At 63.7% G+C, this 15,921-nt stretch carries 15 protein-coding genes; 8 read left to right on the top strand and 7 right to left on the bottom strand.

What is annotated here, in order from left to right; all coding sequences use genetic code 11:
- The 6 genes from AC0V7N_RS32160 to AC0V7N_RS32135 form a co-directional block, all read right to left on the bottom strand.
- On the bottom strand, positions 1-891 hold the full coding sequence (locus tag AC0V7N_RS32160; protein WP_475452264.1) for a carbohydrate ABC transporter permease: 891 nt from the start codon (positions 889-891) through the stop codon (positions 1-3).
- Complete coding sequence (locus AC0V7N_RS32155) at positions 891-1,823, bottom strand: carbohydrate ABC transporter permease (RefSeq protein WP_475452263.1); 933 nt, start codon at positions 1,821-1,823, stop codon at positions 891-893. Before AC0V7N_RS32155 ends, AC0V7N_RS32160 begins: the two co-directional genes overlap by 1 nt.
- Positions 1,820-2,758 (bottom strand): sugar phosphate isomerase/epimerase family protein, encoded by a 939-nt coding sequence (locus AC0V7N_RS32150; protein ID WP_475452262.1) that lies wholly within the window; start codon positions 2,756-2,758, stop codon positions 1,820-1,822. The genes AC0V7N_RS32155 and AC0V7N_RS32150 overlap by 4 nt, the downstream gene beginning before the upstream one ends.
- Before the next feature lie 98 nt (positions 2,759-2,856).
- The gene (locus AC0V7N_RS32145; RefSeq protein WP_496627512.1) at positions 2,857-4,209 is read right to left on the bottom strand and encodes an extracellular solute-binding protein; all 1,353 of its coding nucleotides are present in this window, start codon (positions 4,207-4,209) and stop codon (positions 2,857-2,859) included.
- A 258-nt stretch (positions 4,210-4,467) separates the two neighbouring features.
- The gene (locus AC0V7N_RS32140) at positions 4,468-5,751 is read right to left on the bottom strand and encodes an NAD(P)/FAD-dependent oxidoreductase (RefSeq protein ID WP_475452260.1); all 1,284 of its coding nucleotides are present in this window, start codon (positions 5,749-5,751) and stop codon (positions 4,468-4,470) included.
- Positions 5,752-5,861: 110 nt separating this feature from the next.
- A complete protein-coding gene (locus AC0V7N_RS32135; protein ID WP_475452259.1) occupies positions 5,862-6,965 on the bottom strand; it encodes a histidinol-phosphate transaminase in 1,104 nt (367 codons plus the stop codon).
- Between the two features lie 230 nt (positions 6,966-7,195).
- On the opposite strand from AC0V7N_RS32135, the gene AC0V7N_RS32130 reads away from it, so the two are divergent.
- From AC0V7N_RS32130 to AC0V7N_RS32095, 8 genes are all read left to right on the top strand, one after another.
- Entirely contained in the window at positions 7,196-7,969 is a 774-nt protein-coding gene (locus AC0V7N_RS32130) for an SDR family NAD(P)-dependent oxidoreductase (RefSeq protein ID WP_475452258.1), read from the top strand.
- A gap of 82 nt (positions 7,970-8,051) precedes the next feature.
- Positions 8,052-9,374 carry a histidinol dehydrogenase gene (hisD, locus tag AC0V7N_RS32125; RefSeq protein WP_496627511.1) on the top strand — a complete coding sequence of 441 codons (1,323 nt, stop codon included), beginning with the start codon at positions 8,052-8,054 and terminating at the stop codon, positions 9,372-9,374.
- 15 nt (positions 9,375-9,389) lie between these two features.
- On the top strand, positions 9,390-10,415 hold the full coding sequence (locus tag AC0V7N_RS32120) for a zinc-dependent alcohol dehydrogenase (RefSeq protein WP_475452257.1): 1,026 nt from the start codon (positions 9,390-9,392) through the stop codon (positions 10,413-10,415).
- Between the two features lie 31 nt (positions 10,416-10,446).
- The gene (gene hutC, locus AC0V7N_RS32115; RefSeq protein ID WP_475452256.1) at positions 10,447-11,178 is read left to right on the top strand and encodes a histidine utilization transcriptional repressor HutC; all 732 of its coding nucleotides are present in this window, start codon (positions 10,447-10,449) and stop codon (positions 11,176-11,178) included.
- A gap of 106 nt (positions 11,179-11,284) precedes the next feature.
- Positions 11,285-12,574, top strand: a complete 1,290-nt coding sequence (locus tag AC0V7N_RS32110) for a hypothetical protein (protein WP_475452255.1) — start codon at positions 11,285-11,287, stop codon at positions 12,572-12,574.
- 250 nt (positions 12,575-12,824) lie between these two features.
- The gene (locus AC0V7N_RS32105; protein ID WP_475460589.1) at positions 12,825-13,832 is read left to right on the top strand and encodes an ABC transporter substrate-binding protein; all 1,008 of its coding nucleotides are present in this window, start codon (positions 12,825-12,827) and stop codon (positions 13,830-13,832) included.
- Between the two features lie 28 nt (positions 13,833-13,860).
- Positions 13,861-14,724 (top strand): ABC transporter permease, encoded by an 864-nt coding sequence (locus AC0V7N_RS32100; protein ID WP_475452254.1) that lies wholly within the window; start codon positions 13,861-13,863, stop codon positions 14,722-14,724.
- A gap of 10 nt (positions 14,725-14,734) precedes the next feature.
- On the top strand, positions 14,735-15,517 hold the full coding sequence (locus AC0V7N_RS32095; protein ID WP_027045736.1) for an ABC transporter ATP-binding protein: 783 nt from the start codon (positions 14,735-14,737) through the stop codon (positions 15,515-15,517).
- A gap of 37 nt (positions 15,518-15,554) precedes the next feature.
- Here the strand turns inward: AC0V7N_RS32095 and AC0V7N_RS32090 are convergent, their stop codons facing one another.
- Entirely contained in the window at positions 15,555-15,872 is a 318-nt protein-coding gene (locus AC0V7N_RS32090; RefSeq protein WP_475452253.1) for a hypothetical protein, read from the bottom strand.
- Positions 15,873-15,921 lie beyond the last annotated feature (49 nt).

Below are 15,921 nucleotides of genomic sequence, written 5' to 3'. Positions count from 1 at the left end.
TCAACCCTTCACGGCGCCGGCTGTCAGGCCGGCGATGAACTGCCGTTGCATGGCGAGGAAGACGACGATCACCGGCAGTGTCGTGATCGTCAACGCGGCGAAATAGAGTGTCCAGAGCGAATCGTACTGCTGGAAGAAGCTGACCAGGCCGAGCGGGATGGTCTGCACCGAGGGGTCGCGCAGCAGCAGGAAGGCGAGGAAGAAATCGTTCCAGATCTCGATGAAGCCGAAGATCAGGATCAGCGCGACGCCCGGCCGCACCAGCGGCAGCATGATGTGGATCAGGATCTCGAGCCGGCTCGCACCGTCGACGCGCGCGGCGTCCTCGAGGTCGGCGGGCAGCGTGACGAAGAAGCTGCGCAGGATGAAGACCGACAGCGGCAGCGACGTCGCCGCATAGACGAAGGCGACGCCGAGCCGGTTGTTGATCAGGCCGAGGTCGCGCGCCACCATGAACAACGGGATGGCCATCACCTGCGGCGGCACCAGCATGGCCGCCACCGCCACCGCCAGCACGACGCCGCGTCCGGGAAAGCGCAGGCGCGCCAGCGCATAGGCGCAGGGCGTTGCCACGACGACCAGGATGATCAAGGCCGAACCGGTGACCAGCACGCTGCTGACGATGCGCGAACCCATGCCGGCAATGCGCCAGGCATCGGCATAGTTCTGCAACACCAAGCTCGACGGCGGACCCCAGATGTTGCTCAGCATTTCTTCCTTGGTCTTGAGCGAGCCGAACAGCACCCAGAGCAGGGGATAGAGTGTCTCGATGAGCACCAAGGCCAGCGCCGCGTAGATGCCCGCGACTTCCAGCAGGCCGCGCGTGCCGAGGCGCCGGCGGCGGGCGGCACCATCATCGAGGGCGGGCAAAGGGTTGACCGCGGCGCTCATCAGACATCCAGCCTTTGGCGTCGCATCAGCGCGAGCAGGCCGACACTGGCCAGCCCGACGATCAGGAACAGCACATAGCCGATCGCCGCGGCGTAGCTCATGGCGCCATCCTGGAAGGCCTTGCTCATCATGTAGGTGAGAACGACTTCGGTGGCGTGGTTTGGGCCGCCCTTGGTCAGCACATAGACGATGTCGAAGTTGCGCACGAAGGCGCCGGACAGGCCGAGGATGGTGTTGATGAAGATAATCGGCATCATCATCGGCACGGTGACATGCCGGAACCGCTGCAGCGGACCGGCGCCGTCCATCTCAGCCGATTCATAGAGTTCCGAAGGGATCGTCTGCAGCCCGGCGAGATAGATGACGGCGTGGAAGCCGAGCCATTTCCACACGTCGACGACGATGATCGAGTAGAGCGCGATGTCGGCGTCGCCAAGCCAGGACTGTTTCAGCCCGCCGAGGCCGAACAGATCGAGCGCGCCGTTGAGCAGGCCGAAGACCGGATTGTAGATCCAGGACCACAGCAGCCCGACGGCGACGAAGGACATCGTCACCGGCACGAAGGCGGCGGCGCGAAAGAAGGCGCGGCCGACCAGCGCCCGGTTGAGCAGCAGCGCCAGCCCGAGGCCGAGCACGTTCTTCAGGATGACGACGGCAATGACGAAGATCAGATTGTTGCGCAGCGCGCCGAGGAAGATGCGGTCGTGCAAGAGGCGCTGATAGTTGGAAAAGCCGGCCCAGGTCGGATCGGAAAACCCGTCCCAATTGTGCAGGCTGAGCCAGAAACCGTTGACGAAGGGCCAGAGGTAGAAAAGGCAAAACAGGATCGCGGCGGGCAGGATCATCAAGAAGGCCACCGCACCGTCCCCGGCAAGAAAGCGCCAGGAATCGGAACGGCCAAAAGCGGCAGCCTCTTGTGATCGCGCGGTCATGCGGCCTTCGCGCTTTGCGGCGTCAGCACCAGTCCGAGCGTGTCCCTGACATAGGCGATGCTTTCCAACGTGCTTTGCTCCGCCGTCTTCTTCGATGCATCGAGCTCGATGATGGCGAGACCGTCGTAATCTGCCGCCAGCAGCACGTCGACGATGCCGGCAAGATCGACGACACCGGCGCCGAGTTCGCAAAAGGCGCCATAGCGGTCATAGTCCTTCAAGCCGGGGTCAACCCTGGTGTCCTTGAAATGCATGTAGCGCACGGCCGACATGTAGGTCCGGACCGCATCGACCGGATCGGAGTCGGTGTGGGCGAGATGCGCCGGATCGATGCAGAGGCCGGCGAGATCGGTGTCGAGTTCATCCATCATGCGATCGAGCTGGTCGCGGCGCTCGATGAAGGTGTCGAGATGCGGGTGATAGACGGTCTCGATGCCGAGGTCTTTTGTCCGCCTGCCGATATCTTCCAGGGCCCGGCAAAAGGCGCGATAGTCGTCGGCGGTGTGGGTGCCGGCGATCGCTTCCGAGGGACCGCCGCCGAGAACCAGCACCGGTGAGCCAAACCCCTTCAGCATCCGGGTCAGCGCCACCAGCACGTCGCGTTCGTAAGGCCACGCGACAGGGTTGGTGAAGATGGCATTGACGTAGAAGGAGGAGAGCTTGATGCCATATTCGCTCTGGCCTTCCGAGAGCAGTGCGTAACGCCGCAGGATGTCGGTGTCGGTGGTGACCCCCATCGGCGCCTGGTTGCCGAGCTGCATGTATTTGCGGGCGTACTGGTCCGACAGGCTGGTGAAGGCGAGGATCTCGAACCAGCCGAAACCCTGTTCGGCCAGGAATTTTATGGCTGGCCTAAGCGGAAGGCCGGTCAGGTCCCAGCTGTTCAGATGATAGCCGATCGAGAAGCGCTGCCGTTCGGCACGAGTTTGCGTCATGTATTCTCTCCGATGAGCGAGGCTGCCCCGAAGCGGGCGGCCTCTGTTTTCATGCTTGGCGCATCACTCGGCTGGATGCGCGCTCGCTCAGTCCGCGCTCACTTCGGCGGCCAGTTGCCCTGCGCCTTGAGGTCGTCGAAGGTGGTCTGGATCGAGGCGGCGGCATCCTCGGGCGTCGTCGTGCCGCCGACGATGCCGGCAATGGCCGAGGCCGTGGCGGTCGCGACCTCCGACGGCCAGATCCAGTCGAGGAACTTGATCGTGCTCGGGAAGGCTTGCTTGCGCAACTCGACGGCATAGGCATCCTCGACCTGCGGCACGCCCTTGATCGAGGCTGCGATCGGCTGCTCCGGTGCGAGGTAGAGCGTCGCCACCTCCGGCCGCGTCAGATATTCGATGAACTTGACCGCCGCATCGAGCTTTTCGGGTGGGATCGACGAGGCGACGCACATGCCGTTGTCGGCGCCGCCGCCATGGCCCGGCGCACCCGGCGTTCCGTCCATTTTCGGAAAGGCGAAGACGCCCCATTTGAACGCCTTGACGCTGGTCTGCAGCGACGGGATTTCCCAGGTGCCGCCATAGTACATGGCGCTCTTGCCGGCGGCGAAGGCGGCCCGCATGCCGTCCTGGTCGACCGAAAGCGAATCCTTGGACAGGATGCCGTCGTCGACCCATTGCTTGATCAGCTTGAAGCCTTCGACATCGGGCGCGTCGGTGAACTTCGCCGTGCCATCGAGGTTCTTCTGCGTCTTGCCGATGGCGTCGCCCGAGGCCTGCGAGAAGGTTTCGAAGTACCACATCGGCCACATCACGGTGTTCGAGCCCTGATGCAGCAGCGGGATCACACCCGCCGTCTTGAATTTCGGCACGGCCGCCTTGAGGTCGTCATAGGTCGGCGGAACGGGGATGCCGAGCTTCTGGAAGAGGTCGACATTGTAGAAGATCGTCGATGTCGAGAGCGTCGAGATCGGCACGCCGTAGACCTGGCCGCTGATGGTGAAGGCGCCGAGCGCGGCGGCGTCGATCCGATCCTGGAACGGCTTGATCTTGTCGGTGATCGGCATCACCAGCTTGCGTCTCACATAGGCGCCATTGGTGTAGAAGGCCGGGCAAGCGATCAGGTCCATTTCCTGGTTTGCCAGCTTGGCGGTCATCAGGCGCTGGATCGAATCTGTCTGCGGCCCCTGGGCGTCCCACTCGACCGCGGTCACGTCGGGGTTGGCCTTGAGGAAGCCGTCGATGACCTGCTGCTGGATTTTCTTCTGCTCGTCCGGCGGTTGGCGCGGCGCGAGTTCGTCAAGCGCCGAGCCACCGAAAACCTTGAGCGTGATCCCGTCGGCATGGCCGACGCCGGGCAGTGTGATCAGACTGAGGCTTAGCAGTGCGGTGGCAAGGATGGAGCTGGCGGGGCTTTGTTTGGAACGATGGGTCACTCTCTGCTGAACGGGCATCTGGCTCTCCTTTTCGCCAATGCCGAGGGGCAACCTCGGGACCAAATATCGTTGATGGTCATATGATCTTGGTCGCCTGTTATGATTTTTGTCAATCGGCAAGTGTGCCTATAATTTGATCGGCATGATGGGGAGCGCCCCGGGAGCGAAAATGGCTCGGCTTCGCGTTCGGGTATGAAAAGGCGCCGACGCAAAACCGCTGGCCGCAAGGCCGGGCTTGCAGTCCAGCGGGTTGTCAAGCTGAGCGTGCTTTTCGCCTCAGAAACCGAAGCGGTCCTTCAGTCGTCCGGAAAGGATCGCTGCCTTCACCCCGACCGGCCAGAAGCGGTGAAACCGGATCGGCTTGAGCGGCGATATCGGCATGGGAAAGGGCGACGTCTCGTCGCCGCGCAGGCGTTGCGCCAAGGCAGCGCCCATCGCCGAGGCCATGGCGACGCCACGGCCATTGTAGCCAAGGCAGATCAGCACGCCGTCTTCCGGCTCGTGAATGTGCAGAAGATGGTCCTTGGTGATCGCAACCCGGCCGTTCCAGCCATGTGTCCAGCGTATTCCCGCAAGCGCTGGCCAGAGCCGCAGCGCATAGTCGGTGAGGTAGCGGATGGCGGAGGCATCACCGATGGGTTTCATCGGTCCCCGGCCGCCCATGAGAAGGCGCCTCTCGGCGTCTATGCGGTAGTACACGGTGATGTTGCCGGCTTCGTAGACTACCGGCCTTTCGGGGAGGATTGCGGCCGCGACCGCCGGCGCAAGCGGTTCGGTCGCCGCGATCGCGCTGAACACCGGAACCAGCGATTGCTCCAGGCCCGGCCACAGGGTTCCGGTGTAGCCGTTGGTCGCGATAAGAACCTTCTCGGCGCTGACAGAGCCGTTGGCGGTTTTGAGGAGCCATCGTCCGGCCTCTCTCGTCAGCGAGAGGACTTCGCTGCCGCCGAATATCCGCGCGCCGGCGCTCTTGGCCGCGGCTGCCAGGCCAATTGTGTATTTCAAGGGGTGGAGGTCGCCGCCGCGGGCGTCGAACATGCCGGATATGTAGCGATCGGTTCCGGTTCGCACTGCCATCGCCTGCGCGTCCAGCATGCGGACCGGCATCCCCCGCCGTTCGCATTGCGCGGCCGTGGCCCGTACAGCGGCTTCCGGTTTCGGTCGAATGGCCGCGCATATGGTGCCGTTCTGCCGCGCCTCGCAGGCGATCGACAGGCGCCGGATGAGGCCGAAGGTGAAATCCGGCGCGCCATAGGAGAAATCGATCATCCGCTGCCCAAGCTCAGGGCCGAACATCGCCTCGATCGTGTCGGGATCGTATTTGAGGCCGGGATTGACCTGGCCGCCATTCCTGCCCGACGCGCCCCAGCCCGGCTGCTGGGCCTCGATCACGGCAACGTCGTCGCCGGCTTCCGCCAGATGCAGGGCGGTCGAAAGGCCCGTGAAGCCACCGCCGACAATGGCGACCCTTGCCCGCTGCGCGCCGGCAAGGGCAGGGTAGTTGGCGGTGCCGCCGGCCGTTTCGCGGTAGAGGCTCCGAGGTGGGCTGCTTTCAAGCATAGGGCAGGCTCTTACGACAAGGTGACTGCGAGGGGGGACCCCACGGAATTGGCAGACCCTCGGATATCGTGCCCGGTGTGTGCAAGGCAATTCTGTATGCTTTCGGGAAATCACAACAGTTGGGTCAGCGCAGCCATGAAGTGGTCGTTCTCCGATGGCGAGCCGATGCTGACACGCACATAGCTGTCGAAGCCCTCCTGCTTCCAGGGTTTGACGATGACGCCTTCGCGAAGCAGGCCTTCGACGAATGCGCTGGCGTTTTGCCGGCAGTTGAAGAACAGAAAATTGCCTCGAGAAGCGGCGACTTCGAGGCCCCTGCTCCTGAGAAAGCTCTCGACACGTGTTCTCTCCGCCTTGGCCAGCGCGACGACCCTGGCGAGGTGTTCCTCATCGGCGAGCGCCGCCAGCGCGGCGGCCTGTGCAACGCCATTGGCGTTGAACGGCGTGCGCACCCTGTCGAGCAGCGCCCGCAATTCCGGGTCACCGACGATGCCGAAGCCGATGCGCAATCCGGCAAGCCCGAACGCCTTGGAAAATGTCCGCAGCACGATCCAGGACCGGTCGCGTTTGCCGAGGTCGGGGAGGGACGAGGCATAGTCGTCGCCCTCGGCATATTCGGCATAGGCCTCATCGACGACGATCAGCGTCTCGTCGCCGACTGCATCCAGCACCCGCGACAGATCACTGCTCGACAGCCAGCTGCCGACCGGGTTCATCGGGTTCGAGAACAGCAGCATGCGGGGCCGTTCGCGCACCGCCTCGATCAGGGCGTCGACGTTGATGGTGAGATCGTCGTTGACGGCTACACGTTTGACACGCGCGCCCATCAGCGTGGCATAGTCTTCGTGCAGTGGGAACGACGGATAGAGGGTGACGACAGCGTCGCCGGGCCGCAGCACGGCGCGGCTGATGACGGAAAGAAGATCCTCCGAGCCATTGCCGAGGATGACCTGATCCTCGCCGACTTCATATCTGGCGGCGATGGCCTGGCGCAGCGCGCGCCCGGCCGGATCCGGATAGAGCCGGAACATCTCGGCGCCGCCCTGCATCATCGTGGCGAGCGTCGGGCTCGGGCCAAGCGGGTTTTCATTCGAACCCAGCTTGGCGATCCTGACTGGCGCGTATCGCTGCATGACCTCGGCGATGGTCAGCCCGGAATTGTAAGGCGACAGGCGTGTGACTTCGGTTCGGACCATGTCTGAAGCTTTCGACACGAACGGGCTCCTCTGCGGTTGGCCAAGCGACTTTCGTCTCCGGCCGGGTTCTCAAACACCGGGTTTCGCGGCATCGTCCCGGAGCAAGCCAGGTCACCGACAGGCGCGCTGGTGCGGCGAATTTTGTTCGGAGTAGCGTACCCGAAACGATTTGTATATGCTTGTATATGTAACCTGATCTGATAGTGTCGGCATTGAAGCGGAACCCGACACCGGCAAGGAAGGATCACATGCGCAATGCTTCTCTGTTCGATCTCGCCGGCAGGAAGGCGCTTGTCACCGGCGCCAGCCGTGGCATCGGCCGCAGCATCGCCGAGGCGCTGAGCGCTGCCGGCGCCGACGTCGCGGTCACCGCACGCAGCCTGGCCTCCCTCGAGGAGACGACAGCCGCCATCCGTGCGGCCGGCGGGGTGGCGCATGCCATTGCGCTCGACGTCACCGATGTCGATCGCTGCCGGGCCGCCACCGCCGAGGCCGCGAGCCTGCTTGGCGGTCTCGATATCCTCGTCAACAATGCCGGGATGGAAGAGGTCCGGCCCTCGCTCGATGTCGACGAGGCACTGTGGGACCGGATCATCGACACCAATCTCAAAGGCGCATTCTTCTGCGCCCAGGCCGCGGCGCGGCAGATGCGCGACGCCGGCCGGCCCGGCACGATCATCAATCTCTGCTCGCTGACTTCAGAAGTCGGCATTCCGACCGCAGTGCCCTATGGCTCTTCGAAGTCAGGCCTGCTCGGCATGACGCGGGCGCTGGCGGCGGAGTGGGCCGATCTCGGCATCAGGGTCAACGCCATCGCTCCGGGCTATTTCAGGACGGCGATGACGGATGTGTTCTACAGCAATGAGGCATGGCAGCAGTCGATGCTGGCCAAGATCCCGCAGCACCGTTTCGGCGATCTGCGAGATCTGCACGGCGTCGCCGTGTTCCTTGCCTCGGATGCGGCCGCCTACATAACCGGCCAGTCCATTCCGGTGGATGGCGGTTTCCTGGCGTCGATTTGAAACAGCGCGCCACAGGTTCGAGATCAAAGTCTTCCGCAATGTGACCGGTCGGCACGTTGCGTTCCAACAAAGAGGAATATCCATGTCCGACATCAGCTTCCACGATCTGTCATCGCTTGATGCCACCCAGCGGGCCAGCCTGCTGAAACGCGCCGAGAGCGATCTGTCGGTCTTCGTCGAAAAGGTCCGGCCGATCATCCAGGCCGTCAAGGACGAGGGTGACGCCGCTTTGATCCGCTTCGCCAGGGAACTCGACAAGGCCAATGTGACTGAGGGCGGACTGAAGGTGTCGGAAGCCGAATTCGACGCGGCCTTCGACAAGGTCGAAAAGGATGTCGTGGAGAGCATCGGCTTCGGCATCGACAACATCCGGCGTTTCCATGAGGAGCAGAAGCCGGAAGCCATGTGGCTCAAGGAAGTCCGGCCGGGTGCCTATGCCGGCGACCGGTACACGCCGATCGCCTCCGTCGCGCTTTACGTGCCGCGCGGCAAGGGCGCCTTTCCGTCGGTGACGATGATGACCTCGGTTCCGGCTGTCATTGCCGGTGTGCCCCAGATTGCCATCGTGACGCCGCCGACAGCGGACGGTTCGGTGGATGCGGCAACGCTCGTCGCCGCCCGCCTCGCCGGCGTGCACACCGTCTACAAATGCGGCGGCGCCCAGGCCGTCGCCGCCGTCGCCTACGGCACCGAGACGGTGAAGTCTGCGCTGAAAATCGTCGGTCCGGGCAGCCCGTGGGTTGTTGCGGCCAAGAGCGTGCTGTCGTCGATCATCAACACCGGTCTTCCGGCCGGTCCGTCGGAAGCCATCATCTTTGCCGATGACAGTGTCGACGGCGGCCTTGCCGCGCTCGATCTTTTGATCGAGGCCGAGCACGGGCCGGATTCCTCGGCCTATCTGGTGACGCACAGCCGCAAGGTCGCCGAAGCAGCGCTGGCGGCACTTCCCGAGCACTGGTCGCGGATGACCGAGCAGCGCGTCGAGTTCTCGCGCGCGGTGCTGACCGGCAAGCGCGGCGGCATCGTGCTGACGGCGTCGCTGGAAGACAGCTACCGCTTCATCAACGACTATGCACCCGAACATCTGGAAATCCTGTCGAAGGAGCCGTTCGCGCATCTCGGGCACATCACCGAGGCGGCCGAAATCCTGATGGGGCCGCACACGCCGGTGACCCTTGCCAACTTCGTCCTTGGACCGAATGCCGTGCTGCCGACCAGCCGCTGGGCGCGGACCTATGGGCCGCTCTCGGTGACGGATTTCGTCAAGCGCTCGTCGGTCGGCTATGTCACCTCGGCCGCCTATCCGGAACTGGCGATGCATGCCCGCAGGCTCGCCCGCTATGAGGGTTTCAGCTCGCATGAGAACGCGGTCTCGGAGATCCGCGACCGCTACCTCGCCGATTGAGGGGAGACGATCGCGATGAAGGCGGCGCGGCTTTATGGACCCGGCGATCTGCGGGTGGAGGATATAGCTTCGCCGGGCGCGCCGGATGCGGGCTGGGTGAAGCTCAGGGTCGATGCCGCCGGCATTTGCGGTTCGGACCTGCACAATTTCCGCACTGGCCAATGGATCAGCCGGTCGCCTTCGACGGCCGGCCATGAACTGACCGGCACGGTGATCGCGCTCGGCGAGGGCGTCGACACCGTTGCTGTCGGCGACAGGGTGGTTGCCGATTCCCGCTTCTGGTGCGGGGAGTGCGCGCAATGCCGTGCCGGCAGGCGCCACCTCTGCGCCTCGCTGGGCTTCGTCGGCGAAGTCTGCGACGGCGGATTTGCCCAACAGGCGGTGCTGCCCGCGCGTCTGCTGCATGTCGTCGATCCGGCGCTTGACGAGCGGGTCGCGGCGATGGCCGAGCCGCTCAGTGTTGCACTGCACGCGGTGCGGCGTCTGCCGAAGACGGCAGGCTCCGTGCTTGTCGTAGGCTGCGGGCCGATCGGCGGTCTTGCCGCGCTGCTGCTGTCGCGAAGCTTCGCCGGCACCGTGCTTGTCGCCGACCGCAACCAGGCGCGCTGCGCCCGCGTGGCGCGGGTGACCGGCGCAACAATTGTCGACCTCGACCGCGATGCCATTGCCGCCGCGACCGGCAATGCGCCATTGCTGGCCGCCGTCGAGGCGACCGGCAGCATCGCCGCATTCACGCAATTGCTCGGCGTTCTCGATTCCGGCGGTGCGGTGGCGATGGTCGGCATCTTCCAAGGCCGCCTCGACATCGATCCCAATCTCCTGGTCGAACGCGAGATCGCGTTGCTGGGATGCCATGCCTTCGCCGACGAACTGCCCGACGCCGTGCGGATGTTGAGTGAGTTGAGCGACCCGCTGCTCGCCCTGATCGATCGCGAGATCAGCCTGGACGAGATACCGGCAGCCTATGAGCGGTTGTTGGCGGGGGAGAGCGATGGCTTGAAAACAATCATCCGCATGCGGCAACCTGTTGAGCCGGCGTGATTTCCGATAGATTGCCGGAAAGGATTTTGAAATGATCGATTTGCCCGATACGGCGAGCCCCCTTTACGAGAAGGTGAAGGACTACATCCTGACCAACATCGGATCGGGCCGGTGGGGCAAGGATCGCAAGCTGCCGTCCGAGAACGAGCTGGTGGTTTCGCTTGGCGTCTCGCGAATGACGGTCCACCGGGCCCTGCGGGAACTGACCGCGGCGGGATTCCTGATTCGACTGCAAGGTGTGGGCACATTCATCGCGCCACCCCGGCCGCAATCGACGCTGATCGAGATCAACAACATCGCAGCCGAGATCGTCGAGCGCGGCAACAGGCATCGCTCCGAAGTGCTCGTGCTTGAAACCATCACGCCGACGAAGGAACTCGCGCTGTCGTTCGAGTTTCCAAAGCGCGTTTCGATCTATCACTCCGTCGTCGTCAATTTCGAGAACGATTTGCCGGTGCAACTGGAAGAGCGCTTCGTCAATCCGAGCCTGATCCCCGACTACGACAAGCAGGATTTTTCGAAAACGGCGACCTACGACTACCTCATGCAGAAGACCCCGGTGACCGAGGTCGAGCACATCATCTCCGCGATCCCGGCCGATGCCGAGACGGCGCGGCATCTCAACATCGATGTCGGCAGCTGCTGTCTGTTTCTGCACCGCCGCACATGGACGGGCGCGATCGTCGCCACGATCAGCAAGCTGACTTATGTCGGCAGCCGCTACTCGCTCGGCAGTCGCTATTCCCCCTCCAAGACCAACTGACGGCAACAGGGCGAAGGCAGCTCGCAGAGGCTTTTCCATAGATGTATGTACATGTACTGATGATGATCTCGCGCTCGGTGGACGGCCTGGCCGGAAGGGGCGATCGATGACGACCCCAAGCCGCACGGCGCGAATCCGCGCTTTGGCGCAGCACGATGTCGCCGAGGCGCAGCGCGCGCTGGCGGCATTGCTGGGCGACCTGTTCGCAATGAGCCCCAGCAATGTCCGCATCAATGTCGACAAATACAGCCTCAATTCGTTGAACGGCTTCTTCGACAGCGACGGCCAGCCCTACTTCTTCAAGTTCCATCAGGAGGAACGCGAAGAGGGCATGACGGGCGAATACTACCGGGCCGAGATCCTGTCGCGTGCCGGCCTGCCGGTCGATCAGCCCGTCCATATGTCGGCCCAGCCCGGCGAACAGATACTTGTCTATCGCCGCCGCACGGATCCGAGATTTTCGGATGTGCTGTTCGCGCTGGATACTGAGGACGATGCCGGCAAGCGGCGCGAGGCGGTTCTTGCCGAGCGTGACCTGTCCGCCAGGCTGCTTGAAGTCTATCTCGAGACGCTGCATCCGGTGACCGTCGCGGAGGTCTCGGCGGAGCCGATCCACCGGTTGTTCTACGAGCGGCTGATCGACGCCGAGACACGCTCGTTTCCGGGCGGAAGACTGGCCGATTTCTATATCGGCAAGCCGTTTGTCTTTCCCGGCGTGGAACTCGACTGGGATACGTTTTCCCGGCTGAAATTCGTCATCAATGGCCGGCTTTACATCAACAGCATCGGCGAGCTTTTCGATGCCGCAGCCGCGTGCCTGCGGCCGGACCGGCTTGCCGATGCCGGCGGCGTGGTCGCGCATGGCGACGCCCACAACGCCAACGTCTGGTACACCGAGAAAGCGGGGAGGGCGGAACTCTCCTTCTTCGATCCCGCCTTCGCCGGCTCGCATATCCCGACGCTGCTGGCGGAGGTGAAGGCGACCTTCCACAACATCTTCGCCCATCCGTTCTGGCTCTACGATCCGGCCATCGCGACGGAAGCGTTTCGCGCCCAGGCGCGGCTGGACGGAGACCTGCTCCATGTCGACACGGACTGGGACCTGAGCCCGGTCCGTCGCGACCTGCTGGAGGTCAAGGCGACAGCTTTGTGGCGACCCCTGCTGCTGGAGCTTAAACGGCGCGGCATGCTGCCGGCTGACTGGCGGGCGGTTCTGCGCTCAGGCCTCTTCCTGTCGCCAACGCTGGTCATGAACCTGCGCGCCGGCGCGCGCCGCCACACGCCGGTTTCCTCCCTCATCGCTTTTTCGGTCGCGGTCATGGTCGGCAGCGAACCCGATAACGGGGCCGATCGGGTGAGCGATTTCCTCGACCGGATCGATCCGGAAAGACCATGAACTGGTATCGCGGAAGGGTGGGTGGATACGCCTGATCAAGGTCGAAAATTGAGTCACGCCAACTTGTATATGCATGTATGTATTTTAGCCTTGACATCCGCTCCCGCTGACGCTGAAATATCCCTGCACTTCACCATGAAGTGGTGGGCAAGACGCCGAGGCAAAGGTGCCGCGAGAGCAGAACCCCACAGTCTCACCAGACCGGATGCCTGGGTAAAAAAGCGGTCTGATCATCAAGGGGAACTAGATGATGCGTAACCTAGCAGGACAATTTCGCGCGCTCATGATGGCCGCCGCCATCGGGCTCGCCGCCGCGCCAGCGGCCCACGCAGCCGACGCGGCCATTCCCACGGCGCCCGAGGCCGGATCGTTCAAGATCGGCATCGAGCCATGGCTTGGCTACGGCCAGTGGCACGTCGCCGACGCCAAGGGCCTGTTCAAGGCAAATGGCCTGTCGGACGTCCAGATCGTCAATTTCGCCGAGGACAAGGACATCAACGCCGCGCTCGCCAGCGGCCAGCTCGACGCCGCCAACATCGCCACCCACACGGCGATGGGCATGGTCGCCGCCGGCCTGCCGGTGAAGATCGTGCTGCTGCTCGATGTTTCGATGACGGCCGACGCCATCATCGCCGGCAAGGACGTCACCTCCATCAAGGACCTCAAGGGCAAGCAGGTCGCCTTCGAGGAAGGCACGACGAGCGACATCCTGCTCAAATACGCGCTCGCCAAGAACGGCATGTCGATCGACGATGTGAAAGCCGTTCCGATGCCGGCGTCCGACGCCGGTGGCGCGCTGATCGCGGGTCAGGTGCCGGTCGCGGTCACCTACGAACCATACCTCACCGTCGCCATGGCGCAGAACAAGGACGTCAAGCTGCTGTTCACCGCCGGCGAGGACCCCGGCCTGATCAGCGACGTGCTGGTGGTGCGCGACGAGGTGATCAAGTCGCGGCCCGGCCAGGTGTTGGCCATGATCAAGAGCTGGGACGCCGCACTCAAGGACTACAATGCCGACACACCCGGCGGCCGCGCCATCATCGCCAAGGCGGTCGGTTCCGACGTCAAGGATCTCAACACCGCTTTCGACGGCGTGCGCTACTATTCGCTGGCCGAAAACAAGACGGCGCTGACCGGCGATTTCACCACCAAGACCTTCGCTGATGTCGAGGCCGCCGCCAAGAACGCCAAGCTGCTGCAGGCCGACGTGACGCCGGAGCAGATGATCGACCCGGCCTTCGTCAAGGCAGCGGAATGACAAAGCCCGGATCGCGGTGGTAACGCAGATGTCCGCAGAGCCCCCCGCGAAAACCGGCTTGGCGCGCCCCGCGCCAAAGGCGGCCGCAAAACAGGCCAGGCGCCGCCGATCCTCCGGGATCGGCGTGCCCATCGCCAGGTCGCGTTTCCTGATGATCGCGGTGGCTGTCTTTGTCGGGCTTGGCCTTGCCTGGTGGGCGGCGACCGGGCTCGAATGGGTGAAGCCGATCTTCCTGCCGTCGCCCGGCAGCGTCGCGACCCAGATCGCCAAGCTCGCGACGGACGGCACGCTGTGGGTGGACCTCACGGCCTCGGCGTATCGCATTTCCATCGGCTTCCTCATCGCCTCGGCGCTGTCGATCCCGATCGGCGTGCTGATCGGCAGTTTCCGCTCCTGGGAAGCGGCCATCGAGCCGCTGGTGGATTTCATCCGCTACATGCCGGTCGTCGCTTTCGTGCCGCTTTCCATCCTGTGGGCCGGCACCGGCGACACGCAGAAATTCCTGATCATCTTTATCGGCACCTTCTTCCAGCAGGTGCTGATGATCATGGACAATGTGAAACGGGTTCCCGCCGATTTCATCGGCCTTGGCCGCACGCTCGGCCTGCCGGATCGCAAGATCCTGACGCGCATCGTCGTGCCCAGCGCCTTGCCGGGCATCTGGGATACGCTGCGCATCAGCCTCGGCTGGGCGTGGACCTGGCTGGTTCTGGCCGAGCTTGTCGCGGCGACATCCGGGCTCGGCTATCGCATCACCGTGTCGCAGCGCTATTTCCAGACCAACACCATCATCGGCTACATCCTTCTGCTGGGCGTGCTCGGTCTCATCACGGATCAGGTCATGAAGGCGCTGGAAAAGGTGCTGTTCCGGCAGGATGGCCACTCGCAATGAGGAACCGCCGATGACCGTTCCCAAATTGCGCATCGCCGGTCTCGACAAGAGCTTCGGCACCGGCGAGCGGCGCACGGAAGTGCTGCGCGACATCAACCTCGATCTTGCCGACAATGAGTTCGTCTCGCTCGTCGGTACTTCGGGCTGCGGCAAGAGCACGCTCTTGTCGATCGTCGCCGGACTGCAGGACTTCGACGCCGGCGATCTCAGCATCGATGGCGCGCCGATCCTGCAGCCTGGTCTCGACCGTGGCGTCGTCTTCCAGTCCTACACGCTGCTGCCCTGGCTGACGGCGCGGCAGAACATCGAGTTTGCCCTCAAGGCCGCCGGCTACGATCGCACGGCCTGCCGTGAGATCGCGCTCGAGCATCTCGACCTCGTCAAGCTGTCGCAGAGCGCCGACCGCTATCCGTCCGAACTGTCGGGCGGCATGAAGCAGCGCGTCGCCATTGCGCGCGCGCTGTCCTATCGGCCCAAGATGCTGCTGATGGACGAGCCGTTCGGCGCGCTCGATGCCTTGACCCGGCACCAGATGCAGGAACTGCTGACCCAGATCTGGGAAGAGCACAGGCTGACCGTGCTGTTCGTCACGCATGATGTGGAGGAGGCGGTCTATCTCTCGGACCGCATCGTCGTCATGGGGATCGGTCCGGGGCGCATCATGCAGACCTTCAACGTCGACATCGAGCGCCCGCGCCGGGAAGAGGTGATGGAAACCCCGGCCTTCATGGATTTGCAGCGCGGCGTGCACAAGGCGATCCGCGAGGCGTCAAGACGTCCCGAAATGGCGTAGCCATGGCACCTGAGCGGGCGCCATGGCCGGATAGAGATCAGAGGATTCCGAACGGGCCATAATAATAGGGCCGGTATGGGACACAGAGCCCGAGCGCCAGCTGGACCGGTCCGCAATAATCATAGTAGCCGCCATAATAGCCGCCTTGCCAGCCGCCGCCGGCCCAATGGCGACCGTGTCCGTATCCGCGGTGAAAGGCGTATCTATTGCCGCCGCCGAAATGGCCGCCGCTGAAATGGGCATGGCCGCCACTGTTGTGCCTGACGAACGCGGCGTCGGCTGTGGTGGCAAATGAAGTCATGCCTGCCGCCAACGCCAGCACGACGGAGCTTGCGAACACCAATTGCCTTTTCATGGGCGTTACTCCTGTTTGTTTTGCGATACTTGCGCATGGGAGAAAAACG

Source organism: Mesorhizobium kamtschaticum (assembly GCF_056174585.1).
The sequence above is the reverse complement of the archived record's forward strand: the minus strand, read 5'-3'. Positions and strand labels throughout refer to the sequence as shown.